The 26,101-nt window shown below is 63.8% G+C and carries 25 protein-coding genes and 2 pseudogenes; 10 read left to right on the top strand and 17 right to left on the bottom strand.

The window, feature by feature from the left end; genetic code table 11:
• The first annotated feature begins 85 nt into the window (after nt 1-85).
• Complete coding sequence (locus HY852_RS11370) at nt 86-1,129, top strand: C-terminal binding protein (RefSeq protein ID WP_291604753.1); 1,044 nt, start codon at nt 86-88, stop codon at nt 1,127-1,129.
• Between the two features lie 91 nt (nt 1,130-1,220).
• Here HY852_RS11370 and HY852_RS11365 read toward each other — a convergent pair whose 3' ends face one another.
• From HY852_RS11365 to HY852_RS11315, 11 genes are all read right to left on the bottom strand, one after another.
• Nucleotides 1,221-2,903 carry a mucoidy inhibitor MuiA family protein gene (locus HY852_RS11365; RefSeq protein WP_291604752.1) on the bottom strand — a complete coding sequence of 561 codons (1,683 nt, stop codon included), beginning with the start codon at nt 2,901-2,903 and terminating at the stop codon, nt 1,221-1,223.
• A 334-nt stretch (nt 2,904-3,237) separates the two neighbouring features.
• Complete coding sequence (gene serA / locus HY852_RS11360) at nt 3,238-4,827, bottom strand: phosphoglycerate dehydrogenase (protein WP_291604751.1); 1,590 nt, start codon at nt 4,825-4,827, stop codon at nt 3,238-3,240.
• Nucleotides 4,828-5,074: 247 nt separating this feature from the next.
• A complete protein-coding gene (locus HY852_RS11355) occupies nt 5,075-6,247 on the bottom strand; it encodes a phosphoserine transaminase (RefSeq protein WP_291604750.1) in 1,173 nt (390 codons plus the stop codon).
• Nucleotides 6,248-6,326: 79 nt separating this feature from the next.
• On the bottom strand, nt 6,327-6,536 hold the full coding sequence (locus HY852_RS11350) for a hypothetical protein (protein ID WP_291604749.1): 210 nt from the start codon (nt 6,534-6,536) through the stop codon (nt 6,327-6,329).
• 159 nt (nt 6,537-6,695) lie between these two features.
• Nucleotides 6,696-7,163 (bottom strand): GNAT family N-acetyltransferase, encoded by a 468-nt coding sequence (locus HY852_RS11345; protein WP_291604748.1) that lies wholly within the window; start codon nt 7,161-7,163, stop codon nt 6,696-6,698.
• A gap of 10 nt (nt 7,164-7,173) precedes the next feature.
• Entirely contained in the window at nt 7,174-7,764 is a 591-nt protein-coding gene (locus tag HY852_RS11340; protein WP_291604747.1) for a glutathione S-transferase family protein, read from the bottom strand.
• Between the two features lie 71 nt (nt 7,765-7,835).
• Complete coding sequence (locus HY852_RS11335) at nt 7,836-8,645, bottom strand: outer membrane beta-barrel protein (RefSeq protein ID WP_291604746.1); 810 nt, start codon at nt 8,643-8,645, stop codon at nt 7,836-7,838.
• Nucleotides 8,646-8,772: 127 nt separating this feature from the next.
• The gene (locus HY852_RS11330; protein WP_291604745.1) at nt 8,773-9,600 is read right to left on the bottom strand and encodes an outer membrane beta-barrel protein; all 828 of its coding nucleotides are present in this window, start codon (nt 9,598-9,600) and stop codon (nt 8,773-8,775) included.
• Between the two features lie 209 nt (nt 9,601-9,809).
• Nucleotides 9,810-11,057 carry an MFS transporter gene (locus HY852_RS11325; RefSeq protein WP_291604744.1) on the bottom strand — a complete coding sequence of 416 codons (1,248 nt, stop codon included), beginning with the start codon at nt 11,055-11,057 and terminating at the stop codon, nt 9,810-9,812.
• Between the two features lie 97 nt (nt 11,058-11,154).
• Nucleotides 11,155-12,504 (bottom strand): phosphoglucosamine mutase, encoded by a 1,350-nt coding sequence (gene glmM, locus HY852_RS11320; RefSeq protein WP_291604743.1) that lies wholly within the window; start codon nt 12,502-12,504, stop codon nt 11,155-11,157.
• Nucleotides 12,505-12,722: 218 nt separating this feature from the next.
• A complete protein-coding gene (locus tag HY852_RS11315) occupies nt 12,723-12,890 on the bottom strand; it encodes a hypothetical protein (RefSeq protein ID WP_291604742.1) in 168 nt (55 codons plus the stop codon).
• 86 nt (nt 12,891-12,976) lie between these two features.
• On the opposite strand from HY852_RS11315, the gene HY852_RS11310 reads away from it, so the two are divergent.
• Nucleotides 12,977-14,113, top strand: a complete 1,137-nt coding sequence (locus tag HY852_RS11310; protein ID WP_291604741.1) for an alpha-hydroxy acid oxidase — start codon at nt 12,977-12,979, stop codon at nt 14,111-14,113.
• Between the two features lie 176 nt (nt 14,114-14,289).
• Here HY852_RS11310 and HY852_RS11305 read toward each other — a convergent pair whose 3' ends face one another.
• From HY852_RS11305 to HY852_RS11290, 4 genes are all read right to left on the bottom strand, one after another.
• Nucleotides 14,290-15,126, bottom strand: a complete 837-nt coding sequence (locus HY852_RS11305) for a shikimate dehydrogenase (protein ID WP_291604740.1) — start codon at nt 15,124-15,126, stop codon at nt 14,290-14,292.
• Nucleotides 15,127-15,322: 196 nt separating this feature from the next.
• Nucleotides 15,323-17,371, bottom strand: coding sequence for an elongation factor G (locus HY852_RS11300; RefSeq protein ID WP_291604739.1), 2,049 nt, complete (start codon nt 17,369-17,371; stop codon nt 15,323-15,325).
• A 199-nt stretch (nt 17,372-17,570) separates the two neighbouring features.
• Nucleotides 17,571-18,050: a DUF992 domain-containing protein gene (locus HY852_RS11295; RefSeq protein WP_291604738.1), complete on the bottom strand. Its 480-nt coding sequence runs from the start codon at nt 18,048-18,050 to the stop codon at nt 17,571-17,573.
• A 400-nt stretch (nt 18,051-18,450) separates the two neighbouring features.
• Complete coding sequence (locus HY852_RS11290; protein ID WP_291604737.1) at nt 18,451-19,653, bottom strand: pyridoxal phosphate-dependent aminotransferase; 1,203 nt, start codon at nt 19,651-19,653, stop codon at nt 18,451-18,453.
• Nucleotides 19,654-20,107: 454 nt separating this feature from the next.
• Between HY852_RS11290 and HY852_RS27910 the strand changes: the two are divergent.
• From HY852_RS27910 to HY852_RS11260, 7 genes and pseudogenes are all read left to right on the top strand, one after another.
• Nucleotides 20,108-20,206, top strand: a pseudogene (locus HY852_RS27910) (hypothetical protein); the annotation flags it as partial.
• A gap of 71 nt (nt 20,207-20,277) precedes the next feature.
• Complete coding sequence (locus HY852_RS11285; protein ID WP_291604765.1) at nt 20,278-20,592, top strand: glycosyltransferase family 87 protein; 315 nt, start codon at nt 20,278-20,280, stop codon at nt 20,590-20,592.
• A gap of 246 nt (nt 20,593-20,838) precedes the next feature.
• Entirely contained in the window at nt 20,839-21,489 is a 651-nt protein-coding gene (locus tag HY852_RS11280; RefSeq protein ID WP_291604736.1) for a glutathione S-transferase family protein, read from the top strand.
• Between the two features lie 350 nt (nt 21,490-21,839).
• Nucleotides 21,840-22,013 (top strand): hypothetical protein, encoded by a 174-nt coding sequence (locus tag HY852_RS11275; RefSeq protein ID WP_291604766.1) that lies wholly within the window; start codon nt 21,840-21,842, stop codon nt 22,011-22,013.
• Nucleotides 22,014-22,080: 67 nt separating this feature from the next.
• A complete protein-coding gene (locus tag HY852_RS11270; RefSeq protein ID WP_291604735.1) occupies nt 22,081-22,530 on the top strand; it encodes a hypothetical protein in 450 nt (149 codons plus the stop codon).
• Between the two features lie 201 nt (nt 22,531-22,731).
• The gene (locus HY852_RS11265) at nt 22,732-23,187 is read left to right on the top strand and encodes a GNAT family N-acetyltransferase (protein ID WP_291604734.1); all 456 of its coding nucleotides are present in this window, start codon (nt 22,732-22,734) and stop codon (nt 23,185-23,187) included.
• 285 nt (nt 23,188-23,472) lie between these two features.
• A pseudogene (locus tag HY852_RS11260) lies at nt 23,473-24,415 on the top strand (aldo/keto reductase).
• Nucleotides 24,416-24,431: 16 nt separating this feature from the next.
• On the opposite strand, the gene HY852_RS11255 reads toward HY852_RS11260, so the two are convergent.
• Nucleotides 24,432-24,755, bottom strand: coding sequence for an antibiotic biosynthesis monooxygenase (locus HY852_RS11255; protein ID WP_291604733.1), 324 nt, complete (start codon nt 24,753-24,755; stop codon nt 24,432-24,434).
• 331 nt (nt 24,756-25,086) lie between these two features.
• Here HY852_RS11255 and HY852_RS11250 point away from each other — a divergent pair, with 331 nt between their 5' ends.
• Nucleotides 25,087-25,311 (top strand): cysteine-rich CWC family protein, encoded by a 225-nt coding sequence (locus HY852_RS11250; RefSeq protein WP_291604732.1) that lies wholly within the window; start codon nt 25,087-25,089, stop codon nt 25,309-25,311.
• A gap of 115 nt (nt 25,312-25,426) precedes the next feature.
• On the opposite strand, the gene HY852_RS11245 is transcribed toward HY852_RS11250, so the two are convergent.
• Complete coding sequence (locus tag HY852_RS11245; protein ID WP_291604731.1) at nt 25,427-26,095, bottom strand: metalloregulator ArsR/SmtB family transcription factor; 669 nt, start codon at nt 26,093-26,095, stop codon at nt 25,427-25,429.
• Nucleotides 26,096-26,101 lie beyond the last annotated feature (6 nt).

Raw genomic sequence — 26,101 nt, 5'->3', positions numbered from 1 at the left:
ACGCGAGGAGGTCCAGGCGCCAGAGCGCGAAGTCGTGGCAGCAGCACGGCGGCCGATCAAGAAACAATAACATCGGGAGCAGGAAATGCCGAGATACAGGGTGGTGACGCCGAAGGGAGCCAGCTTCACGGTCGCCGGCAGCGACTATTCCTATGAACGGGAGGCGCTCGAGCCGATCGACGCCGAAATTATCGAGGCGCCGGCCAACGAAGCGGAATTCATCACCGCCGCGAGGACGGCCGATGCGATCTACGCGAAGGGCATGCCGATCACCAAGACGGTCATCGACGCCCTCGAGAACTGCAAGGTGATCACGTTGGGCAGCGTCGGCGTCGACAGCGTCGACGTCAAGGCCGCGACCGCGCGCGGCATTCCCGTCACCAACATTCCCGACACCTTCATCGAGGAGGTCGCCGACCATGCCATGATGCTGCTGCTGGCGGGCTTTCGCCGCCTGGTCGAGCAGGACAAAATGGTTCGGCAGGGCCGCTGGGCCGAAGGCCGTCCGGCGCTTCTGAAGATCCCGCGCCTGATGGGGCAGACGCTCGGCTTCATTTCGTTCGGACGCGTCGCCCGTGCGTTCGCCAGGCGCGCCGCGCCGTTCGGCCTGAGGATGATGGCCTACGATCCCTTCATCCAGGAAACGCTGATGTCCGACCACGGCGTCATGCCGGCCACGCTGTCGGAGGTGCTGTCGCAATCGGACTTCGTCTCGATGCACGCCCCTGCCCGTCCCGAGGTCCATCACATGCTGACCGAAAAGCACTTCCGGCAGATGAAGAAAAGCGCGATCTTCATCAATACCGGGCGCGGCGCCACGGTCGACGAAGCGGCGCTGATCAAGGCGCTGCAGGAGGGCTGGATCGCGCATGCCGCGCTCGACGTCCTGGAGAAGGAGCCGCCGTCGCCCGACAACCCGCTGCTCGCCATGGAGAACGTGACCCTGACGGCCCATGTCGCGTCCGCATCGGCACGGTTCGACGAGGCGCGCAAACGCCGTGTCGGCTACGAATTGTCGCTGGTGCTGTCGGGAATGTGGCCGGTGAGCTGCGTCAACCCGTCGGTGCTGCAGAACACCACATTGCGGCGCTGGCAGCCGGTCGGCATGGACCGCGGCCCGAACAGCTAGGGCCAGAGCGTCGGGTTGAGGCGGTCTGCCCACGAACTCGTTTCACCTCTCCCCGCGCGTGGGGAGAGGTGAGTAGGATCGGCGGCCTCGTTCAGCCCGCCGGCGCGATTACGACGGTCTTTTCCTTGGGCCAGCGCACGCGCCAGGCGAAGTCGATCGCCCTGACCTCGCCGGGCTTGGCGTCGAAGGCCCATTCCAGCACGCCGCGCTTGTCGCGCAGGTTGGTCGTTGTCGGCGGTGTGGTCAACGGCAGCATCTCGACGACGATCTCCTCGTTCTCGCTGACCGGAAGCTGATCCTCGATCGCGACCCGAACCGGGAAGTCATGGCCGTTGCGGATCGTGGTCTTGAACGAGCGCTCGTCGGTCTTCGACGTCACCAAGAGGCCCGTGGAGCCCTCGTTGCGCTTGACCACGGAGCGCTCGATCTTGACCTTGTCGTCGGCGCCGAAGCCGAGCCGCACGGTCTCGTTCTTGCCGGCCGGGGTGATCCGGCTGCGGCCGACAAAGGCGCCGTCGCGATAGATCGCAACACGTCCGGGGAGCAGCGGCGCATCCTCCGCCTGCTTGAAGCTGGCTTCGAGGAAGGCGGTCGGATCGATCACCGGCGCGGCGCGAACGGCAAGATCCGGCGCGACCGTCGTGGTCGCGATGCGCAGGGCCTTCGCGCCTTCGTTGGCGCCCAGGCTGACGCGGCCGGGAATCCTGAAGGTGACCTGGAAGTCGCTGACCTCCGCGGTCGCTTCCTGCTCGCGCGCCCGCTCCTCAGCCTGTTCGGCCATGGCCTTGGCGATCGGCGCCGACGCCGGTGCGTGAGCCGGGGCTCGGGACATCTGCCTTAGTGTGCCGTCCGACGAAGCGCCCAGCGCCACGGGTCGCGGCGGCTGTGGATATTGCGCCATCAGCGTGCCGAGTTCAGGCGCGCTGCCGCCGCGGGCGATGCGCAGCGTCGAGACGCCGAGCGCAACGTTCGACCAGTCTTCTCCCGTCGACTGTGTGATCTCGGCGCGACGCACCAGTTCCAGCGAGGGCTTGCGGTCCTTTGCGCCGGTGTCGAGCCGCGCATCGTAGAGCGGCGCCCAGCGCGCATTGCGTACGGCATAGGTCACCCGCAGCGTGGCCTTGGTGGCCCCTGCGGCGGCAACATCGATCCGCACCTCGAGCTTGGCGGGCGGCTTGGCCGAACGGTCGGCTTCCAGCCGCGCGATCTCGCGATCAAGGTCGCGCTGCTTGCGTTTGGCATCGCGGATCGCGGTGTCGGCCGCCGCGATCTCCTCCGAAACCGCAGCAAAAGCGGCGCGCCATTCGGAGATCGGCCGCGCCTCGGCCTTTTCGCCCAATCCAGCCGGCGAGGCTTCGGCAAAGCGCTCGGCAAACTTCCGCCGCGCATGTGCGGCATCGATCGCGCCCTGCAGATTGGCCCGCTCGTCCTTCAGCGCCTCGATGCGCTTGTCGAGCTCGGGCAGGTTCACCGGCGGCGCCGCTTTCGGCGGACGGGCGTCGATACCGCCGATCGTCAGCTTGGCACCGCCTTCGCCCTCGACACGCAAGGAGGAGGTGTCCAGCGACAGAGGGAAATCCTTCGCGACCAGCGTGGTGTCGCCCGCGGGAATGTCGACATTGATGATGCGGGTGACGCTCGCGCCATCGGGATAGACCGTCACCGCATCAATCGCCGAGCTTGCGTTCATGTCGGCGGAAAGCGCCGGGAGCGCGGCAAAGGCCGTCACCAGCACCAGGCTGGTGGTTGCAAGACACTTGGTAATCGTTCGCATAAAAAATCTCTCCTGCCAGTCACACGTTTCGTTAGACGGACGCGCGACAAAAAAACACCCTCACCACTAGGTGAGACGAGGCGGGAAAGAAACCGGTTCGACCGAGGTATCCGTTCGGCGCCGCGGGTGGAGCCGGCGGAAAAGACCATGGCCGAACCACCCGAGAAGGTTGGCCCTCACGGTGAGGAGCGCGCGTTTGCGCGCGTCTCCGGACGATGCTCCGCATCGCCGGCAGAACCATGAGGCCCCGCTTCATCTCAGGCCTCACCCCTCGAGACGCTTGCTACGCAAGCTCCTCAGGGGTGAGGGGAAAGAGATGGAACGCGACAGGGGATCAGAACGCCAGCGCCTTGACCTGCTTGACCTGCGGCAGCGCCTGCACCTTGGCGAGCACATCCGCAGGCACGGGGCCGTCGACCTCGACCAGCGCGATGGCGTCGCTGCCCGGGGCGACGCGGCCGAGATGGAAGGTCGCGATGTTGATCTTGGCGTCGCCGAGAAGGCTGGCGAACTTGCCGATGAAGCCCGGCTTGTCCTCGTTGGTGACGTAGATCATGGACTTGCCGAATTCGGCATCGACGCGGATGCCCTTGATGTCGACGAGACGCGGCTTGCCGTCGGCATAGACGGTGCCGGACACCGACCGCTCCTGCCGCTCGGTCGTCACCGTGACCGTGATCAGGCTTTCATAGTCGCTTTCCGCCGCGCGCACGATCTCGTCCATGACCATGCCGCGCTCCTTGGCGATGACCGGCGCGGACACGACGTTGATCTCGCCCAGCATCGGCCGCAGCAGCCCCGCCAGCACCGCCGAGGTCAGCGCCTTGATCTTCATTTGGCCGACGTGACCTTCATAGGTGATCTGAACCTTGAGGATGCCGGTTTCGGTGAGCTGGCCGGCAAAGGAGCCGAGCTTCTCGGCAAGCGCGATGAACGGCTTGAGCTTCGGCGCCTCTTCGGCCGTGATCGAGGGGAAGTTGATGGCGTTGGAGATGGCGCCGGAGAGCAGGTAATCCGACATCTGCTCGGCGATCTGCAGCGCGACGTTCTCCTGCGCCTCGGTAGTGGAGGCGCCGAGATGCGGCGTGCAGATCACGTTGGGATGGCCGAACAGCACGTTCTTGTTGGCGGGCTCCTCGGTGAACACGTCGAAGGCGGCACCGGCGATGTGCTTGGAATTGAGCGCATCCACCACCGCCTGCTCGTCCACCAGGCCGCCGCGGGCGCAGTTGATGAGCCGCACGCCCTTCTTCATCTTGGCGATCGCAGTCGCGTCGATGATGTTGCGCGTCTTGTCGGTAAGCGGAGTGTGCAGGGTAATGAAGTCGGCACGCCTGAGCAATTCGTCCAGCTCGACCTTGTCGACGCCGATATCCTTGGCGCGCTCGGGCGAAAGGAACGGGTCATAGGCGATCACCTTCATGCGCAGGCCCTGGGCGCGATCGGCGACGATCGAGCCGATGTTGCCGCAGCCGATGACGCCGAGCACCTTGCCGGTGATCTCGACGCCCATGAAGCGGTTCTTCTCCCACTTGCCGGCCTGGGTCGAGACGTCGGCCTGCGGAATCTCGCGCGCCAGTGCCAGCATCAGGCTGATGGCGTGTTCGGCGGTCGTGATCGAGTTGCCGAACGGCGTGTTCATCACGATGATGCCCTTGGCCGTCGCCGCGGGAATCTCCACGTTGTCGACGCCGATGCCGGCGCGGCCGATCACCTTCAGCCGCTTGGCGCGCTCGATGATCTTGGCGGTTGCTTTGGTCGCGGAGCGGATCGCAAGACCGTCATAGTGGCCGATGATTTCGGCGAGCTTGTCCTTGTCCTTGCCGAGATTGGGCTGGAAGTCGACCTCGAGGCCGCGATCCTTGAAGATCTGCACGGCGGCGGGCGACAGGGCGTCGGAAATGAGAACCTTGGGTTTGTGCATCTGAATGTCTCCTTGACCCTCCCCTGGAGGGGTCGAGTCGAGCGAAGCTCGCTCTTGGGTCGGCGCGTAGCGCCGGGGTGGGGTGAAGCTGTCGATCTATTTTCAACGGTGCGCCGAGAGGAGAGATCACCCCACCCCGACGCACGCTCTTTTGTTTGAGCATGATCTTGTTGGAAAACCGGTACCCACTTTTCCGGATCATGCTCGCGGTGCGTCGACCCTCCCCTCGAGGGGAGGGTCAAGAAGATCACGCCGCCTTGGCCAGCTGTGCCTTGGTCTCGGCGAAGGCCCAGTCGATCCACTGGGTCAGAAGCTCTACATCCCTGGCTTCAACGGTTGCGCCGCACCAGATGCGCAGGCCCGCCGGCGCGTCGCGGTAATGCGCGAAATCGAAGCCGGCGTTTTCCTTCTCGACCAAAGCAACGAGCTTCTTGACGAAGTCGGCTTGCGCGTCCGGCGCGAGCGCGGAGATGACCGGATCGGTGAACTTCAGGCAAACCGAGGTGTTGGAGCGGATCGCGGGATCCTTCGCCAGGAAATCGATCCACGGCGTCTGCGCTTTCCAGTCGGCGAGCACCTTGGTGTTGGCGTCGGCGCGCGCGATCAGCGCCTTCAGGCCGCCGACCGACTTCGCCCAGTTCAGCGCGTCGAGATAGTCCTCGACGCAGAGCATCGACGGCGTGTTGATGGTCTCGCCGACGAAAATGCCTTCATTGATCTTGCCGCCCTTGGTCATGCGGAAGATCTTCGGCAGCGGCCAGGCGGGCTTGTAGGTCTCGAGCCGCTGCACCGCGCGCGGTGACAGGATCAGCATGCCGTGCGCGGCCTCGCCGCCCAGCGCCTTCTGCCAGGAGAAGGTGACGACGTCGAGCTTCGGCCAGTCGAGCGGCTGGGCAAAGGCGGCCGAGGTCGCGTCGCAAATGGTCAGCCCCTCGCGGGTCGCGCTGATCCAGTCGGCGTTGGGAACGCGCACGCCGGAGGTGGTGCCGTTCCAGGTGAAGACGACGTCGGTCGCGGGATCGACCTTGGAGAGATCCGGGATCTCGCCATAGCCTGCATTGAGCTTGGTGACGTCCTTGAGCTTCAGTTCCTTGACGATGTCGCTGACCCAGCCCTCGCCGAAGGACTCCCAGGCGAGCGTGGTGACGGGGCGCGCTCCCAACAGCGACCACAGCGCCATCTCGACCGCGCCGGTATCCGACGCCGGCACGATGCCGATGCGGTAATCGGCGGGAACTTCAAGCACCTCGCGCGTCAGGTCGATCGCGAGCTTGAGTTTCGCCTTGCCGATCTTCGCGCGATGCGAGCGGCCGAGAGCTGCGTCCTTGAGATTTTGGGGATTCCAGCCAGGGCGCTTGGCGCAGGGGCCGGAGGAGAAATGCGGCACGTTCGGCCGCGAAGCGGGCTTCGCCTTAGTCATCGTCTACCCTTCCAGATAGTGAGCCTCCCGTTGGGGGGAGGTGTCCCGCGGCGGCTAATACGGGAATCGGCTGGAATGGTCAAGGAGCTTCGGGCGTCTCACTGTCGATCGATATCTCGGCGGGCGTTTGCGCCTGCGATCGTTCGGCCGCCGCATCGGCGTCAAGTAGTACCGCCGCCTGGCTGATCAGCCGCGCCGCCTTGCTGCGGCTTGCGATCTTCAAAATGCACTGATCGTCGGCCCGCACCACGTAGACGTTGCCGACCTTGATCAAGGAAAATGTTGTCATTGATATCCCCGAACCAACCCGAGCCCGGCGGGATACACATTTTTAGCACCAATGGTTCCCCAACAAACATGAATGAACTCGAGTTAGTTTATCAGCCATTAACCAGATCGAATGTGCGGCGCGATTCCGCAACACGCACAGCGTGCAGCGCACGGTGCATCAAAAGCGGACAGTCATGCCGACATGGCTCGGCTCAAATCCAAGCCGCTTGTAGAAGCGCTGGGCGTCGACTCGCGACTGGTGGGTGAACAGTTCGACGAGCTTGCAGCCCTCCTCGCGGGCGGTCGCAACCGCCCATTGCACGAGCTGCTCGCCGATGCCGCGGCTACGGCAATCGGACGCGACGCGAACGTCCTCGATCAGGCCGCGCGAGGCGCCTTGCGAACTCAGCCCCGGCATGATGCAGAGCTGCAGGCACCCCACGACCCTGCCCTCGCCGTCCTGCGCCACCACAAGCCGGATGCCGGGATCGCGGCCGAGCGTTTCGAACGCCTCGAAATAGGACGCCGGCAAGGGATCATCGATCAGCTCGCGGGCCCGACCGAGGTGGTCGTCGGCCAGCATCGCGACGATGGCGGCAACGTCGTCGCGGCGGGCGCGCCGGATCGAGATGGAGAGATCGGGCATATTGGTCTCCTCAGCGCGCCGCCGGCAATCCGAGGAAACTTTCGGTCTCGCCGATCCAGCGGCGAATGGCGGGATAGCCGCGCATGTCGAAGCCGCCCTCGTGGGCGACACGCGTGTAGGCAACAAGCGCGACGTCAGCGAGCGAAAGGGCGTCATCAACGATGAAGCGGCTGGCCACGAGCTGCAGCTCCATGCGTGCCAGCGCCGCATGTCCGCGCTTCACCTTTTCGGGATCGAGCTCGGAGACGGACTTGCCGAGGTAGACCATCTGGAAGCGGCACACCGCGATGTAAGGCTCGTGGCTGTACTGCTCCCAGAACAGCCACTCGTCCATTTTCGCCTCGGCAAAGGCGTCGCACGGGATGAGATCGCTGCCGCGTGCAATATAGCGGATGATGGCGTTGGATTGGGCGAGCGTCCGGCCGTCATCGAACACGATCGTCGGCACCTGCCCGGCGCTGTTCAGCTTCAGGAAGGCGGGCGTGCGCGTCTCCCCCTTGGTGATATCGACGGGAACCCAGGTGTAAGGCAGGCGCAGCTTGTCGCAAACCCACTTCACCTTCAGGCAATTGCCGGAATTGCTGTCGCCGTAGATCTTCATGCGCGTCGCCCTTGTTTCGGCGACACAGCATCAGGACGATCGAATCCTGTCAACAGCCCAGCGACAGGCCGTCAGAACTTGTAGCCGAGGCCGGCGCGGACGGTGTTGATGTTTGTCTCGACGTCAGACGTCACGCGCTGATATTCATATTCCGCCCGGGCAAACAGCCCCCCGATCAGCATGATGTCGAGGCCGACGCCCGCGGAGTAACCGTAGACCAGCTTCGTGTTCAATGCGTGGTCCGTTGGAGTGCGTATCGGGTCGGGAGAGACCCAGACTAGACGCTCGATTGTCTGGGAACCAAATCCGGCGCCGCCAAACACATAGGGCAGGAAACATCCCATGGCATAGCCGGCCCGCAGCCGGAGTGACCCGAAGTCGGACAAGCTTACGATCGCCATCGAGTTCGTCCACGAATGGGGCACGCCGTTTGCGTCGAAAGCCCAGTACGCGCTAGCAAACGCTGTGGAGCGAAATCCACCGTGCAGGTAATTCCCCTCCACGCCGAGAATGACGTCATCCCATTGCCAGTTGTATCCCGCGAAAGCTCCGTACCCGCTGCTCTCGCTGTGCGGTTCGGGAAGCCCCCGGAACAAGTAGGGCGTGCCGGGCGGCGATACAAAAGTCCCGGACAGATCGTCGTTGATAGTTGATGGAATCCGCGGCGTAGTGGTGCCATAGCTGGCCTGGCCGCCGATATAGAACCCCTGCCAGTTCACCCTGGAGGTGGTGAGACCCTCGGTGAAGGCGCCGCGCAGGATGGGAAGATCGGGAAGATCGGCGGCATGCGCGGCGGACACCGCTCCCCACATCGCCGCCACCAGCACAAGCCTACGCATCGCAAACGCTCCATCGAACACACGAACTGTCGCGATGATCATCGCCCGTTAACCTTAACCAATGGTTGTCGCGGGCCTTCTTCGGACGATCCAATCGTAAAAATCGGCGCAACAAAAAACGGCGCGGGAAGCTCCCGCGCCGTTTATGCTGTTAAGAAGTCTTAGGCGCTCAGCCCTTGGTGACCAGCGGCGGATGATACATCGGCGCCGGCGACTCGAGGTTCCAGCGCACGCCGAGCTTCACGTCATGCGACGTGATGTTCTTGAACGTCATCGGGTTATAGACTGCGTTGGTGCCGTCGAAAGTCCTGAGATCGCCGGTCACACCATCGCCCAGGTCAAGATAGCGATAGGCGAGTTCGACCGTGAAGCTCGGAGAGACCTTGTAGGCGAGACCGGCATGCAGCGCCCAAGCAAGATTCCACTTCGAGGCGTTATCGCCGTAGGCTAGCCCCGGCAGCGCGCCGCCCCCATTGTTCGCGATGCCTTGGTCCGTGAAGTTGGCGATCGAGACGCGCGCCATGCCGACACCAGCGCCAACGAATGGCGTGATGCACCACCAGGTGCCGAGATCGACGTATGCGTTGGCGAGAGCAGCCCATTCGGACTTGGTAGCATGATAAGTGTCGGTGCCTAAGCCGCCGACATAGGTGATATGGTCGGTGCCGAAGAACTGCGAGTTACCGCGATATTCACCGGTCAGATCGGCACGGAACCAGTTGTTGAACTGATAGCCGACGCCAAGTCCGAAGATGCCGGCGGTGTTGAAGCCAAGGCTCTGAACCGATGACGTATTGTTGGCATCGAGCACATTGCTGAGCCGATCAACTCTCTGATTGCTGAAGCCGATATCGCCGCGCAGGTACCATCCGCCGAAGTCGGCGGGCGGCGGCGGCGCGTACATTGGAGGCGGAGCGATGGGCAAGTCGGCGGCGAACACCACCGTGGACAACAGAGATGCCGCACCCGCGGCAATCAGAGACTTCACGCTACGCATTGGCTTCGTCCTTTTGGCCGGTGAGGCAACTGGAAAGCCCCACTTCGAAAACTCACGGCTGGACGATCGCACCAAATACTTAAGTGCCGCTTAACCCTAATTATTAAGGTTGATTTTTTGTGACGCCCTGCGCGCAAAGGTTAACGGAATAGGCCGAGAGATCGCCACAAACACTAACGAAGCGTGAAGAGATTCGTCGCGCGCAGGCTTCAGCGCGCTTGATGCGGAAGCTTGGGCAGGAACACCGCAAGCAAGCCGATCGCGGGAAGATAGGCACAGACCTGGTAGACGAAGCCAAGCGAGGTGTGATCGGCAAGCTCGCCGAGCACGGCAGCGCCCAAACCCCCGATGCCGAACGCGACGCCGAAGAACACACCCGAGATCATGCCGAAGCGATGCGGCACCAATTCCTGCGCGAACACGATGATCGAAGAGGTCGCCGAAGAAATCACGAGGCCGATGATGATGGTCAGCACCGCGCTCAAGGCAAGGCCGGCGTAGGGCAGCGCGAGCGTGAACGGAAGCGCGCCGAGGATCGAGAACCAGATCACGTATTTGCGGCCGAAGCGGTCGCCGACCGGCCCGCCCAGGAACGCTCCGACCGCATTCGCGGCGAGGAAGGCGAAGAGATAGATCTGCGCCGCCTGCGTCGAGACGCCGAACTTGTCGATCAGGTAGAAGATATAATAGCTCGACAGGCTGGACACGTAGAGCTGCTTCGAAAACAGCAGCGCCACCAGCACCGCAAGCGCGATCGCGACGCGGCGCGAGCTCGGCCCGTCCGGATGCGCATGGATCGGCATCGGTTTCTTTGCGGTGATCTGCGGCCCGTACCATCGGCCGATGCGCCACAGGATCAGGATCGCGACGAACGCAATCGAGGAGAACCACGCGATGCTCGCCTGCCCGAACGGCACCACGATCGCTGCCGCCAGCAGCGGTCCCATCGACGTGCCGAAGCTGCCGCCGACCTGGAACACCGATTGCGCGAAGCCGTAACGTCCGCCTGAGGCCAGGCGCGCGATGCGCGCTGACTCCGGATGGAACACCGCCGAGCCCAGCCCGACCAGAGCGGCCGCGAGCAGGATCACGAGGTAATGCTGCGCGATGCTGAGCAGCAACAGGCCGAAGAAGGTCGATCCCATCCCGATCGCCAGCGAGAACGGCTGCGCCTTTTTGTCGGTGAAATGCCCGACCAGCGGCTGCAAGAGCGAGGCGGTGAACTGGAACGCCAGCGTGATCATTCCGATCTGCGCGAAGTCGAGCGCGTAGGAATCCTTCAGGATCGGATAGACCGACGGAATCAACGACTGCATGGTGTCGTTGAGGAAATGCGAGAGGCTGATGCCGGCGAGCACGACATAGGCCGGTCCCACTGTGCGCGCCTTCGCGGCCGCAGTTACATCAGTAATCGGCTCTGTCAGCGTTTCTTGTGAGACGACGGCAGGCTTGTTCAATGGTTCGGTCCCGGCGGGCCGGACTTGAGGGCCCGCATGGTTCCTACGACGGTGGCATCGATTGCACCACCGCCGTCAGCCGATGGCTGGGATGCGATCAGGCGGCGGCCTGGCCGAGCGCCGAGACGATGGTGTCGACCACGTCCTCGACCAGGATGCGGTCCTCGCCCTCGCCCATCACGCGGATGACCGGCTCGGTGCCGGACGAGCGGATCAAAAGGCGGCCGTGGCCGTTGAGCCGCTTCTCACCGTCCGCGATCGCCGACTTCACCTCGGCGTCCTCGAGCGGCTTGCCCTTGCCCTTGCGGTAGCGCACGTTCTTGAGGATCTGCGGCAGCGGGTCGAAGCGGTGGCAGACCTCCGAGACCGGTCGGCGCAGCTTCTGCACGACCGCCAACACCTGCAGTGCCGCAACGAAGCCGTCACCGGTCGTCGCATAGTCGGACAGGATGATGTGGCCGGACTGCTCGCCGCCGAGATTGTAGCCGCCGCTCAGCATCTGCTCGAGCACGTAGCGATCGCCAACGGGCGTGCGGACGAGTTCGATACCCTGCTCTTTCAGGAAGCGCTCGAGCCCGAGATTGGACATCACGGTCGCGACGATGCCGGGCCGCGACAGCCTGCCGTCTTCCTTCCAGCTCTGCGCGATCACCGCGAGCAGCTGGTCGCCGTCGACCAGATGGCCGCGCTCGTCGACCAGGATGACGCGATCGGCATCGCCGTCGAGCGCAATGCCGATGTCGGCGCGCATCTCGCGGACCTTTCTTGCCAGCGCTTCCGGCGAGGTCGAGCCGCATTCCTTGTTGATGTTGAAGCCGTCGGGCTCGACACCGATCGGCACGACGTCGGCACCCAGTTCCCACAGTGCTTCCGGCACCACCTTGTAGGCGGCGCCGTTGGCGCAATCGACCACCACGCGCAGCCCGTCGAGGCTCAGATCGCGCGGCAGCGTGCGCTTGGCGAATTCGATGTAGCGGTCATGCACGCCGTCGATACGGCGGGCGCGGCCGAGGCTGGCACTCTGCGCGAGGCGCTTGTCGAGGCATTCGTCGAGCAGCTGCTCGATCTGCTTCTCGACGTCGTCGGAAAGCTTGAAGCCCTGCGGGCCGAACAGTTTGATGCCGTTGTCTTCGAACAGATTGTGGGAGGCCGAGATCATGACGCCGAGATCGGCGCGCATCGACTTGGTCAGCATCGCGACCGCAGGCGTCGGCATGGGGCCAACCAGGAGCACGTCCATACCCACCGAGGTAAAGCCGGCCACCATGGCGTATTCGATCATGTAGCCGGAGAGACGGGTGTCCTTGCCGATCACGACACGGTGACGATGTTCACCCCGCTGAAAGACCAGCCCGGCCGCCTGGCCGACCTTGAGCGCTAGTTCCGGCGTGATCAAACCATTGGCGCGGCCCCGAATCCCGTCCGTACCGAAATATTTGCGGCTCATTTGACCCCCAAGCAACAATCAGGGACCCCACGACAACGGCGAATGACCTCTTTTGGGCCCGCCGTCCCTGACTTGCCGGGGTCTTATAATGCCATCACAGCTAAAATGGCTTCAAAAAATATGATGAATCATTACGGAACCCGGCCGCCGACCGGTTCCCTAAAGCCTTGGAACTGCTACGATTGCCCCATCCGGCAGCGCCCGATATGGAACTTGCGTTAACCGGTCCGCTTCACATGATGGTCGCCGCGGGTGGGCGGCGGCTGGATGACGTTGACGGGATCGGAGGCGGGAAAGGTCTCTTCCAGCCCCTCCTCCAGCGCCTCCTCGAGCTGGCGCTTCTCGGTCGTTTCGGCCTGTCGGACGATTGCCTGGCGTCTCGTCATGGAGCCTCCGCAAACGATTTGGCTGGCTTTCCAACCATGCTAGATGACGATCAAATCCGTGGACGCAAGAAGGCCGGGGGACGCTTATGAAGTACATCACCTGCATCGACGACCTGCGACAGTTGCATAAACGGCGCGTGCCGAAGGCGTTCTTCGATTACTGCGACCGCGGCTCCTACGCCGAGGAGACGCTGCGCGCCAATCGCGAGGACCTGCAGCAGATCAAGTTTCGCCAGCGCATCCTGGTCGATGTGTCGAAACGCGACCTGTCGACCACCATTCTCGGCGAGCCGGCCAGCATGCCGCTGATCCTCGCGCCTGTCGGACTGCTCGGCATGCAGCACGGCGACGGCGAGATCCTCGCCTGTCGCGCCGCGCAGGCGGCCGGCATTCCGTTCACGCAAAGCACGATGTCGATCTGTTCGATCGAGGACATCGCCTCCAGTGTCGAAAAGCCGTTCTGGTTCCAGCTCTACGTCATGAAGGACCGGGGCTTCATCAAGGCGCTGGTCGAGCGCGCGATCGCGGCCAAGTGCAGTGCGCTGGTTCTGACCGTCGACCTGCAGGTGATCGGACAGCGGCACCAGGACATCAAGAACGGAATGACCGTCCCGCCGCAATGGACCGTATCGAAGCTTCTGGATTTCGCCAGCAGGCCGGCGTGGGTCGCGGGCATCCTGCGCGGCAAGCGCCGCACCTTCGGCAACATCGCCGGACACATCAAGAATGCCGATGACCTGAACCGGCTTTCGGAATGGACTGCATCGCAGTTCGACACCACGCTGAGCTGGAAGGACGTCGCCTGGATCCGCAGCATCTGGCCGGGCAAGCTGGTGATCAAAGGCATCCTCGACGTCGAGGACGCCGAGGAAGCCGCCAAGACCGGCGCGCAGGCGCTGGTTGTGTCCAACCATGGCGGCCGGCAGCTCGACGGCGCGCCGTCGTCGATCGAAGTGCTGCCGGAGATCGCCGACGCGGTCGGCTCCAGGATGGAGATCCTGTTCGACGGCGGGATCCGCTCCGGGCAGGACGTCATGCGCGCGCTCGCGCTCGGCGCCAAGGCCTGCATGATCGGCCGCGCCTATGCCTATGGCCTTGGCGCCGGGGGCCAGGCCGGCGTCGCCAAGGCGATCGAGATCATCCAGAAGGAGCTGTTGACGACGATGGGCCTGTGCGGCGTCAACACGGTTGCCGAGATCGACGACCGCGTGATCGCGGTGTGATCGCCATCGATGTTGCCCCTCATGGTGAGGCGCGTTAGCGCTCGAACCATGAGGCCCCAGGCGCATCCATCGCGGCCTTCATCCTTCGAGACGCGCTCCTTCGGGAGCGCTGCACAGGATGAGGAGCCAAAGCGGATGACGCGATCAATCCGATCGATCAACGGCGAGCCATTCTCTCAAGACTTTGCAAGATCGGCTTCGACCAGCGCGCGCAGTTCCGGCGTGACCTCCGGCCGCTTGCCGAACCACAATTCGAAGCCGCGCACGGCCTGATGCAGCAACATGCCGAGCCCGTCAGCGGTCTTCAGCCCGCGCGCTTGCGCCGCCGCCAACAACGGCGTGATCAGGGGAACATAGACGAGATCGGCGACGACGGCATTGACAGGCAATTTGGTGACGTCGACGTCGAGCGGCGGCTGCCCGTGCATGCCGAGCGAAGTCGTGTTCACCAGCAGTTGCGCCCGCGGCAGGACCTCGCCGATTGCATCCCATCCAAGCGGATGGACTTTCGCACCGAACTGCCGCACCAATGCTTCGGCCCGCTCGAGGGTGCGATTGGCGACGTGCACGCGCTTGATGCCGCGCTCGAGCAGTCCGAAGACGACGGCGCGCGATGAGCCGCCGGCGCCCAGCACGAGCGCCTCGTCGGCCGCGTCCCACCCCGGCGCAAAGGCATCGAGATTGTTGATGAAGCCTTCGATGTCGGTGTTGGTCGAGCGCAGGTCCTCGCCTTCGTACCACAGCGTATTGGCGGCGCCGACGGCACGCGCGCGCTCGTCGGGAAGCGTCAATGCCAGCGCACGTTCCTTGTGCGGGATCGTGACATTGGCGCCGACGAAACCATGTATCGAAAGATGGCTCACGAATTCGGCGAGCTCTTCCGGCGGCACCGCTTCGATGTTGTAGCCGCCTTCGATGCCCAGCTTGCGCAGCCAGTAATGATGGATCAGCGGCGAACGCGAATGCGCCGCCGGCCATCCGATCAGACACGCGGCGGGAGGCTTAGGCACCATGTCCCCCTGAAGCGCAGCCTTGCAGCACGACCCCTCCCGAAATCATCTTGCAGGCGATCCATTTCCTGTCCTGCCTAGCCTGTCAAGAACATGACTGACGGGCTGCGCCTAAAGGCGCAGTCCGTCAGGCCTCACACATTGTCGTGACCGCGGATGACCGGGCGCGCCGCCTTGCGGCGCCCCGGAATGGCAGGGATCACGCGGCAGCGCGATGCGCGGCGATGATCTGGTCGGCAGCACGCCCGGTGACCTCGGCCATATGGTCGAACTGCCGGGTGAAACTGCCGGCGCCGGCGGTGGCCGAACGCAGCTCGACGATGAGCTCGCCGATCTCCGCTTCGGGCATCATGGCGCGAACGCAATCCCAGCCGGTCCAGCCCTCGCGGGTGTCGAAGCCGAGAATCTGGCCGCGCCGCGCCGACAGGATCGCATTGATCTTGGCGGTGGCCTCGTTCGGACAGACAATCTCCACCACGTGGATCGGCTCCAGCAGCACCGGCTGGCACTGCGGCAACCCTTCGCTGAGGCCGACCCGCGCCGCGGTACGGAACGCAAGGTCGGAAGAGTCGACGCTGTGGTAGGAGCCGTCGGTCAGCGTCACCTGCAGATCGGTGACGGGGAAGCCGAGCGGGCCGCGCACCAATCCGTCGACCACGCCTTCCTCCACGGCCGGGATGTAGTTGCGTGGCACCGCCCCGCCGACCACCGTTTCGAAGAACTTGAAGCCTTCGCCGCGCGGCAGCGGCTTGATATCGAGAACGACGTCGCCGAACTGGCCGTGGCCACCCGACTGCTTCTTGTGGCGGCCGCGCTGGGTGATCGACTTGCGAATGGTCTCCTGATAGCCGATCGCCGGCGGATGCGATTTGACATTGACACCGAAGCGATCGCGCAGGCGTTCGTTCGCGACCCGCAGGTGCATCTCGCCCTGCCCCCACAGCACGATGTCGTGGGTGCGGGCGTTCTGGACCATGCCGAGCGAGGGATCTTCCTCGTGCAGCCGGGCGAGCGCCTGGCCGAGCTTGACGTCGTCCTTGCGGTCGGTCGCCGCAATGGAGATCGCAAGCACCGGCGGAGTCGGCTCGACCTGGACCAGCGCCGAGGGCGCTGTCTTGCCGGAACAGACGGTTTCACCGGTCTTGATCGCATCGAGCTTGCCGAGCGCGACGGTGTCGCCGGCTTCCGCCGAGGCACGCTTGGTGTCGTGAGCGCCGTTGACGGCGAGAATGCCGGAAACGCGCCCCGCTCCGCCGCCGGAGGATTGCAGCGTGGCCCCGTCGTCGAGATGGCCCGAAAGCAGCCGCGTCAGCGACAGCTTGCCGCCGTGCTGCGAATGGATCGTCTTGAAGACGTAGCCGAGCGCATCTTTCGACGGCGGCGCGCCGAGGCGCCCGGCGGTTTCGGCAATCCCGGGCGCTTCATGACGCAGCGCCTTCATCAGACGCAGCACGCCATTTTCGCGCGTCGCCGAGCCGAGCAACACCGGGCAGATCAGCCCTTCACGCAGCTCGCGAGCGAGATCGTCGAACACGGCGTCGCGCGGCGGCTGGATGTCCTCGAGCAGCTGCTCCATCAGGGCGTCGTCGTGATCGGCCAGCTTCTCCAGCATCGAGAAGCGCGCTTCCTTCTCGCGGTCGAGGTCGCCGCCTTCCAGCGCAATCACCTCGGACGCCTTGTGCTCGCGATAGACGAAGGCGCGCTCCAGCGCGAGATCGACAAAACCTTCGATCAGTTCGCCCTTCCAGATCGGGATTTGCCGCAGCACCAGCGGTACGCGCGAGGCCGGTTGCAGGAAGGCAAGCGTCTCGCGGATGCGCTTGTTGGCGCGGTCAATCTTGTTGAGAAACAGAAAGCGCGGGATCTTGAGATCCTCGAGTTCGCGCAGGATGATCTGCAGTTGCGGCAGCTTCTTCTCATCGGCCTCGCACACCACGACAGCGGCGTCGACGGCGGGCAGCGCGGCGCGCATGTCATGCGCGAATTCCACGGAGCCTGGGCAGTCGATGAAGGTGTAGCTGTCGCCCATGAAATTCATACTGGCGGCAGTCAACCCGACACTCATCTTGTGATGCCGGGCCTCGGGGCTGGCGTCGCCGACCGAAGTGCCGGCATCGACGCTGCCGACGCGCGGGATCGCTCCCGTTCGCGCCAATATTGCTTCAAGAAGTGTGGTTTTACCGCTTTGGAAAGGGCCCACCAGTGCGATGCACCGTGGACCGCGGGGACTTCTGACGTCTTGTCCCATTCGCCGTCTCCTTTGTTGGAGCTCGGCCCTTGATTGGGTCGGCAAAGCCCGATGCTCTGCCCCTCCTACGGATTTGGCAAGCACGAAAAAACACGGCGGTGCATAGTCGCGAAACGGCGTGAAACTTGCGCCATTGCTATGCGTTCGCCGCGTCGCAGGCGGACGCCGGACCGCGCTCGATCAGTTCATATGAATTATTTTACCGCCCTGGACGAAGTTCCAGGCTCTCGAGGCCAGCCGCTACGTTAAGGCCGATCTGACCCTGGATGCTGAGCGGTTGCAAGGCGATCGAATTGTTCGAGCCGCCCCATAGTGCGTTGCCGCCGATACCAACGCCGAGCGACGCGCTGCCCTGCGCACCGGCATAGTTGCCGGCGAGATCACCCGGCCCGATTCGGTTCACAGGTGCGAACACAGCCCAAGCCAGTGCGGTTTCCGCGGTGATGCCGAGGTCCAGACCCACCTTGCGGACCGTGGCGACGTAGCGATCCTCCGGCATGCCGTCGGCGCGCAGCACGCAGCCGAGATGTGTCACGGAGCCCACAATGAAGCCAATGCTCGCCCCGCCCCGACATTCGAGAACACCGACCCGAACCATGGCTTGCTGCGACTGTGCGCTGACCAAGGACGCGACCAGGCCCGCGGCGGCGAGCCCGGCAAGGAGGATTGAGCGGCGCATGGGAAATCTCCGGCTGAATATGTGGTGCGAGCACAGAATCGTGACGCCGTACCTGCGGCGATAGCGGCCTCTATGCCACAACATCCCGCCCGGTTCCAGATTTCGGGCGGTGCATCCGGAGGCGAACCGAACGTGCGACCAACAAAACACGAAGGCCTGGCTCGGCGGGCCTTTACCGGGTGCTGCAGTGGATCAGCCGTGATCGCGGTGCCGGCGATCCGGCGCGTCAACAGGACACCGACATGTGCCCCACGTCCGGCGATGCCGCCGCGACGTCAACCCGTCAACCCGTTCTGACAGTTGCAATTGCGGAGCCGACAGAAAGGAAGCGCCATGTCCGAAACCTGGCACTCGCCGAAATTGCCGTCAAAAGACGGATCGCTCCATCAATGCCATTTGATCATTTCAAATTGCCGCAGAATCGCTGGATGCGCTTGCACGCGTCCTCGAGATCGGAGGTCTTGGTCGCGTAGGAGATCCGGAATGCAGGCCCGAGGCCGAAGGCCGAACCCTGCACGACGGCGACGCCCTCGCTCTCCAGCAGCTCGGTGACGAACTCCTCGTCATTGGTGATCACCTTGCCCGACGGCGCGGTCTTGCCGATCGTGCCGGCGCAGGACGGATAGACGTAGAACGCGCCTTCCGGTCGCGGGCAGTCGATGCCCTTGGCCTGGTTGAGCATCGACACGACGAGATCGCGCCGTTCCTTGAACACCTGGTTGTTCACCGGGATGAAGTCCTGAGGACCGTTCAGCGCTTCGACCGCTGCCCATTGCGCGATCGAGCACGGGTTCGAGGTAGACTGCGACTGGATGGTCGCCATCGCCTTGATCAACTGCGCAGGACCACCGGCATAGCCGATCCGCCAGCCGGTCATGCAATAGGCTTTCGACACGCCGTTCACCGTCAGCGTGCGGTCGAACAGTTTCGGTTCGATCTGTGCCGGCGTCGTGAACTGGAAGTCGTCGTAGACGAGGTGCTCGTACATGTCGTCGGTCATGACCCAGACATGCGGATGCTTCACCAGGACGTCGGTGAGCGCCTTGAGCTCGGCGCGCGTATAGGCGGCGCCGGTCGGGTTCGACGGCGAGTTGAGGACGATCCACTTGGTCTTCGGCGTGATCGCCCGCTCCAGGGGCTCAGGCTGCAGCTTGAATCCGGTCTCGGCGGTGCAGATGATCGGCACGGATTCCCCGCCGGCCAGCGCCACCATCTCCGGATAGCTGACCCAATAGGGCGCCGGGATGATCACCTCGTCGCCCGGATTGATGGTCGCCATCAGCGCGTTGTACAGCACCTGCTTGCCGCCGGTGCCGACGATGACCTGGTTCGGCTTGTAGGTCAGCCCGTTCTCGCGCTGAAACTTGGCGATGATCGCCTCCTTCAGCTCCGGAATGCCGTCGACCGCGGTGTACTTGGTCTTGCCGGCCTCGATGGCGCGAATGGCCGCCAGCTTGACGTTGGCGGGCGTGTCGAAGTCCGGCTCGCCCGCGCCGAGCCCGATGACGTTGCGGCCCGCCGCTTTCAGCGCGCGTGCTTTGTCCGTGACCGCGATGGTCGCGGACGGCTTCACACGGTCAAGCGCAGCGGCAAGGAAGGACATCATCTTCTCCTGGCAAACGTCGTGGCCCGTCAAAAGTCACGACTCTGATGGTGGGAATGATGCACCCTAGGACGGGTGCCGCTGCACCGCAAGAAGCTTCGGCACCGTCGAGGAAAGTTTAGGAAGCCCTAAAGGCGGCAGCGTACGGTCGGCGCAACATTCCTAAAGTTCCGCGGCGAAATGGCTCATATCTGACAAGCGTTGCGATCCGGCGACTGGCTGACGCCCGCGCGGGCGCGCGGCTACAGCCTGATCCTGCTTGTGATCTGCGGCCTTGCCATCGTGGGATGGATCGCGATGTCGGACGGTCGATCGCAACGGCAAGCCGATCGGTATCGATTTCTCCAGCTTCTATGCGGCCGGCTCGGCTGGCCCTGGAAGGCCGCCAAAGCCTACGACATCCCCGCTCACCACGCCCGCGAGCAAGAGCTGTTCGGCGCGGGGACACCATACTATGCGTGGCTCTGTCCCCCCGCTCTTCCTGCTGGTCGCCGCACCGCTCTCCCTGTTGCCCTATCCGGTGGCGCTCGCGGCTTGGCAGGGTGGTACCCTGGCGCTGCATCTGGCCGTCATCGCCGCGATTGTGCGGCGGATGCGACAGGCTCAAGGTGCCATGACTGAGCTCTGCCGGTTGCTGCCGCCTTTCCCGCCCTCTTCATCAATCTCGGCCAGGGTCGGAACGGCTTTCTCACAGCGGCGCTACTGGGCGGCGCGACGCTCGCCTTGCCAGGGCGGCCGATCGCCGCCGGCGTGCTGATCGGCCTTCTTGCCTGCAAGCCGCAATTTGCAGCCGTCGTTCCGTTTGCGCTGCTGGCGGCTCGCCAATGGCGGACGATAACGGTTGCCGCCGCCACCGTCATCGCACTCACCGCCATTTCGCTCGTGCTGTTCGGGCCGGAGTGCTGGTCGTCCTTCCTCGCGTCGGACGATTTGCCCTGATCATGCGCGGCGCGCTGCACGAACGCAGCGGCTCGGGCCTCACCGCGCTAGAGGTAGCGAAAGCGTGATCCGATTTGTTCTGGCGGGTTGAAATGATCTTCCGCGCCGCTGCGATGCGGTAGAGGTTTTCGACTTTTTCCAATCGTCGGGCCTTGCGGCGGATTTGCAACGGCATCATTGTTTAGCCGCCTTGCGGGACGACAAACGTTTCCGCGGCGCACCGCCTCCACCGCTCGAACGGTCAGAATGTACAAGCTCTATTCGATGCAACGCTCCGGCAACAGCTACAAGGTCCGCCTTGCGCTGGCGCTTGTGAACGTGCCCTACGAATCGATCGAGATCGACATTCTGCGCGGCGAGAGCCGCACGCCGGAGTTTCTGGCCAAGAATCCGTCCGGCCAGGTGCCGCTGCTCGAGGTGGGCGAAGATCGCTACCTCGCCGAGTCCAATGCCATCCTGTGGTACGTGGCAGGCGGCACGCCGCTGGCGCCGGAGTCGCGAATCGATCGCGCCGAGGCCCTGCAGTGGATGTTCTTCGAGCAGCACGCGCTGGAGCCGAATATCGGCGCCGCCTATTTCTGGCTGTCGCTGGTCAGGGGCGGGCGTGACCTGCAAACGCATGCGCTCGAGGACTGGATGGAGCGCGGTTATGCGGCGCTTCAGGTGATGGAGAATCACCTCAAGACCAACGAATACTTTGCGGCGGGTCAGCTCACAGTCGCGGACATCGCGCTCTACGGCTACACCCACCTGGCCGAACGCTGCGACTTCGACCTCTCGACGTTTCCGGCGATCCGGAAATGGCTGCGGCGGGTAGAACAGACGCCGGGCTTCGTGCCGATGGACGGGCGGCCGGCGCGTATCGACAACCCCGCCAGCATCGCGGCCGGGATCTGAGAATTGCGGGCAGAATGTTAATCCTTGTCGCGATTTCGCCATGTTCGACGCGGCGCTTGCCGCAATGTTGCCGGCTCTGGCGGTGAGATTCTTCGGAATTGCGAGTGATTCGCTCGCGCTTTGAAGGATTTGGACCATGATGCGGGCGTACGGCACGCCGGGCCTCACCGGCCGGGCTGCGCAATCCGCCTTTTCCCGGCTGACCGGCGCGGTCGCAGCATCGCTGGCGATCGGCGCCCTGTCGCCCTGATCGTCACCCTGACGGTGCTGTCGACCAAGGCGACTATGGCCATGTCGTTGCCGACCTGAGCGCTTTCACCTTTCAACCTGGGCCGTTCCCCGAGTCATTGGTGATCGGCGGCCTCGTGATCAGGACATCGATGAAGTCACCGGTGGTAGTCGTTGCGCTCGCGCTTGCCGCGGCCATTGTGGTTGCCGCGTCGCTGTTGATCCTGACTGAAACGCGCAAGAGCAGCGGCCATTCAACGCTGAACATCCCGTCCGTGGCAGCGGCCAGCGGATGAACGCGCAAGGCGCGCCGTGCGACAAAGGACGGTGGCCGGATGCGGCCGTCTCTTCGGTCCGTTCGCAATGAACTGTTCTCGATTCTTTGCCAACCTCGCCGCGGCGGCTGTGTTCGTAGGCCCCATCGCGCTGCAGAGTGGCACGGCAAAATGCGGCGAAATGGGCAACGTCGAATTCGTCAGGGCGCTCTACGAAAAACAGGCGCGGGCACAGGCGGCGAATGTCCCGCCCAGCGACAGCGAGTTCACCGCGCTTTTCTCCGACAAAAGCCGCCGGTTGATGCGCGCCCCGCGCGCCTACCCGGCCAACGCACCGATCGGACCAATTCTGAATGCGTTCTTCGGCTGGGGCGTGCTGCCGAAGACCGAGGTCGGGATCGGCACCGTCGCGCGAGTCGCAGGCGGCGATACCGGCCCGGCTACCATTGCGGTCGACGTGGTGCACCATGGCACCACGCATAAGGTGTTCGTGCACGTCCTTCGCGAAGACGGCGGCTGGCGCATTGACGATATCTGATTCCGGAGTGAGCATGATCGAGCATTATCGCAGCATCACCAGGCGCTGACTCCCTTCGCGATCGTCAGCATCGGCGTGTTCACCGACCTGCGGCTTCGCCGAATAGCCACGGCACCGATTGATCAGGACCTTGACAATCCCGTATGAAGGACGTCTCACCTCGCTTGCGCCTCGTTCCTCAAAAGATCGCGGAACTTCGACATGTCTCTCGCCATTCGCCCGGTCACCCGCCAGGACTACGATCAATGGCTTCCCTTGTGGGACGGATACAATGCATTCTATGGCCGGTCGGGCCCGACTGCGCTGGCCCCCGAAATCACGCACACGACGTGGATGCGCTTCTTCGACGCCTACGAGCCCATGCATGCACTGGTGGCGGAGAGCAATGGGAGGCTCCTCGGCCTGACCCACTACCTCTATCATCGCAGCACCACGGCGATCGAGCCGTCCTGTTATCTGCAGGATCTGTTCACGGACGAAGCCGCGCGCGGCACGGGCGTCGGCTCGGCGCTCATCAACGCGGTGTATGACGCAGCAAAGCGCGCGGGATCGCCGCGCGTCTATTGGCTGACCCACGAGACCAACCTGACCGCGCAGCGGCTTTACGATCAGGTTGCGGAGCGCTCCGGCTTCATCGTGTATCGCAAGATCTTCTGAGCGCGCGCGGTATCGGCATCGCAACAGCCTGTGGATAACTTCCGCTGTCACCCGCGTGTTACAATGCCGGGGTACCTTGCGGCTCGCGTCTGATCAAACCCCCGTCACCGATCAAGCGCCCCAAGCGGTCCCCGTCAGCAGCCGCGTCTGGTCGGGGCCGCATTTTTTTGCGGTGCGCTGCGGATGCGCGGCCCGCGAATGAGCCATTCCCGTCGCAACTTGCTGCCGGTCGGACCGGGCGCCACAATGCGCCCGTCTTTCATCCATTGTCCTACAGGGTCTGTCATGCAAATCCGCAATCTCGGCGCCTCCGGCCTGCGCGTTTCCGTCGTCGGGCTCGGCTGCAACAATTTCGGCCAGCGCACTGATCTCGAAACCTCGCGCAAGGTGATCCATCGCGCGCTCGACCTCGGCATTACCCTGTTCGACACCGCCGACATCTATGCCGGTATGGGCGGTTCGGAGACGGTGCTCGGGACCGTGCTCGGCGACCGCCGCAAGGACATCGTGCTGGCGACCAAGTTCTCCAAGCCCATGGCGACCGACGGCACCAGGCAGGGCGCTTCGCGGCGCTATATCATGAGCGCCGTGGAAGCGAGCCTGAAGCGGCTCAAGACCGACTATATCGATCTCTACCAGCAGCATGACCACGACCCGCTGACGCCGCTCGAAGAAACCCTGCGGGCGCTCGACGACCTCGTCCGCCAAGGGAAGGTACGCTACATCGGCAACTCGAACTTCCCGGCCTGGCGCATCGCGGAAGCAGAATTCACCGCGCGCGCCATGAACACGAACCGCTTCATCTCCTGCCAGGACGAATACAGCCTCGTCGTACGCGACATCGAGAAAGACCTGTTGCCGGCCGCGCAGGAATACGGGCTTGGCCTCCTGCCGTTCTTCCCGCTGGCCAGCGGGCTACTCACCGGCAAGTACCAGCGGGGAGCGGCGGCACCCGCGGACACCCGATTTGCGAAAGCGCCGGCCCTGCGCGACCGCTATGTCACCCAGCGCAATGAAGACATCGTCGACAAGCTCAAAGCCTTCGCGCAGGGGCGCGGACACACCCTGCTCGAGCTTGCCTTCTCCTGGCTCGCCGCGCGGCCACAGGTCGCAAGCGTGATCGCCTGGCGCGACGCAAGTCGAGCAGATCGATCAGAACGTCAAGGCGATCTCCTGGAGCCTGAGCACGGAAGACCTGGCCGAAATCGACGGCATCACGCGCGGCTGAGTTTTCGCTCAACGCCCTACTTCGCGCCACCTCGGACGGTCTGCCGCACTTCAAAGCCCTCGAATTGCGGTGGGCCGACGTAGAGCACCTTGTTGTCGCCGGCCTTGTGATGCGCCGCGCGAAACGCTTCCGACTTGGTCCAGGCTTCGAAAGCGGCATAGTCCGCCCAGACCGAGTGCGAGGCATAGAGCGTGTGATCCTCGGCCTCCGGACCTTTGAGCAGATGAAATTCGATGAAGCCCGGCACCTTGTGAAGGTGACTGTCGCGCTTCAGCCAGACCTGCTCGAATTCGGCTTCCGAACCTTTTGCGACGCGAAAACGATTCATGGCAATGAACATTCAGTCGATCTCCTGACCCGGACTATTCAGTATCTCGTCATTACGGGATGCGCCGCAAGGCGCAGACCGGAATCTATTGCTCCAGGAGGCATGGATTCCGGGTTCGCTCTGACGTGCGCCCGAAATGATGGTGTTTTTGTAAGCTCGGGGGATCAGCCAGCTCATCGACTTGGCGGCGGACGCGCCGAGCCGAACCCGATGAGCACAATGAGCGCGGCTCGCCAATCACGTGCAATCAGTCTCTGCGCTCCTTATGATTTTTAACCATCAGCAGCTATAGTGCCGGTTGAGATGAACCCGATGAAGAAGACTGCGAACCTTCGGCAAGATCGTGACAAATCAGAACGAATTCCTTCCTTCACGCCAGGTCCCTTCGCGCCAGGTCGTCTGTTCCCGCTGCGGCACGGAGTTCACCTGCGCGCTGTCCGGCGCCTGCTGGTGCACTGAGGAGACCGTGCGGCTGCCGATGCCGACCGACGGCGAGGATTGCCTGTGCCGGGATTGCCTGCACAAGCCGGCGGGAGCGCTCGCGCGTTCGTCACCGGACTGCTCCTGAGCCCTTACAGTCCTGCAGGCGGAAATCGGCGTCTTGACGGTCGGGGCACGGTTCGCCGGGGCTGACGTTCTTGACGAGCCCTACGCGGAATCGAAATTCCTGTCGGCCCACCTGACTATGCACTTCCAGTGTCAAACGGTAAGCCGGCGGCGCGCCACTCGGGGAATCCATCTTCGAGCCGCCGGGCGTTGAAGCCGCGCTTTCGAAGCGCCGCAACGGCTTCATAGGACAGAACGCAATAGGCCCCACGACAGTAGGCGACAATCTCGCTTGAGCGCTTGAGTTCTGACAGTCTCGATTCAAGCGCACGCAACGGGATATTGATGGCTCCCGCCAGATGACCGAGCGCGAACTCGTCCTCCGGCCGGACATCAAGAATGGTCACGGTGCCGGCGCGCGATCGTTTCAGAAGCTCCTTGCGCGACACCGGCTCGAAGCTGTCGCGTTGATCGAAATAACCGCGCACCACGCGCTCGACCTCGGCCACATTCTTCTCGGCGAGCCTTCGCAATGCGGCGATCGCCTCAAGCACTGCATCGTCGCTCAAACGATAGTTCACGAATTTGCCGTCGCGCCGGCTGGCGACAAGCCCGGCGCGCGTCATGCGCTGCAGATGCTGCGAGGCGTTGGCAACCGACAGGCCGGTCTTGCCGGCAAGCTGCTCGACGGTGCGCTCGCCTTGAGCCAGTTGCTCCAAAAGTTCAAGCCGATGCGGGTGCCCGATCGTCTTCGCCACCAGGGCGAACTGTTCGAACAGCGCTTGCTTGGGGCCGCTGCCTGACACGTTCTC

Source organism: Bradyrhizobium sp., from assembly GCF_016213215.1.
Lineage (GTDB): Bacteria > Pseudomonadota > Alphaproteobacteria > Rhizobiales > Xanthobacteraceae > Bradyrhizobium.
This window is presented reverse-complemented; position numbering and strand designations above follow the sequence as displayed.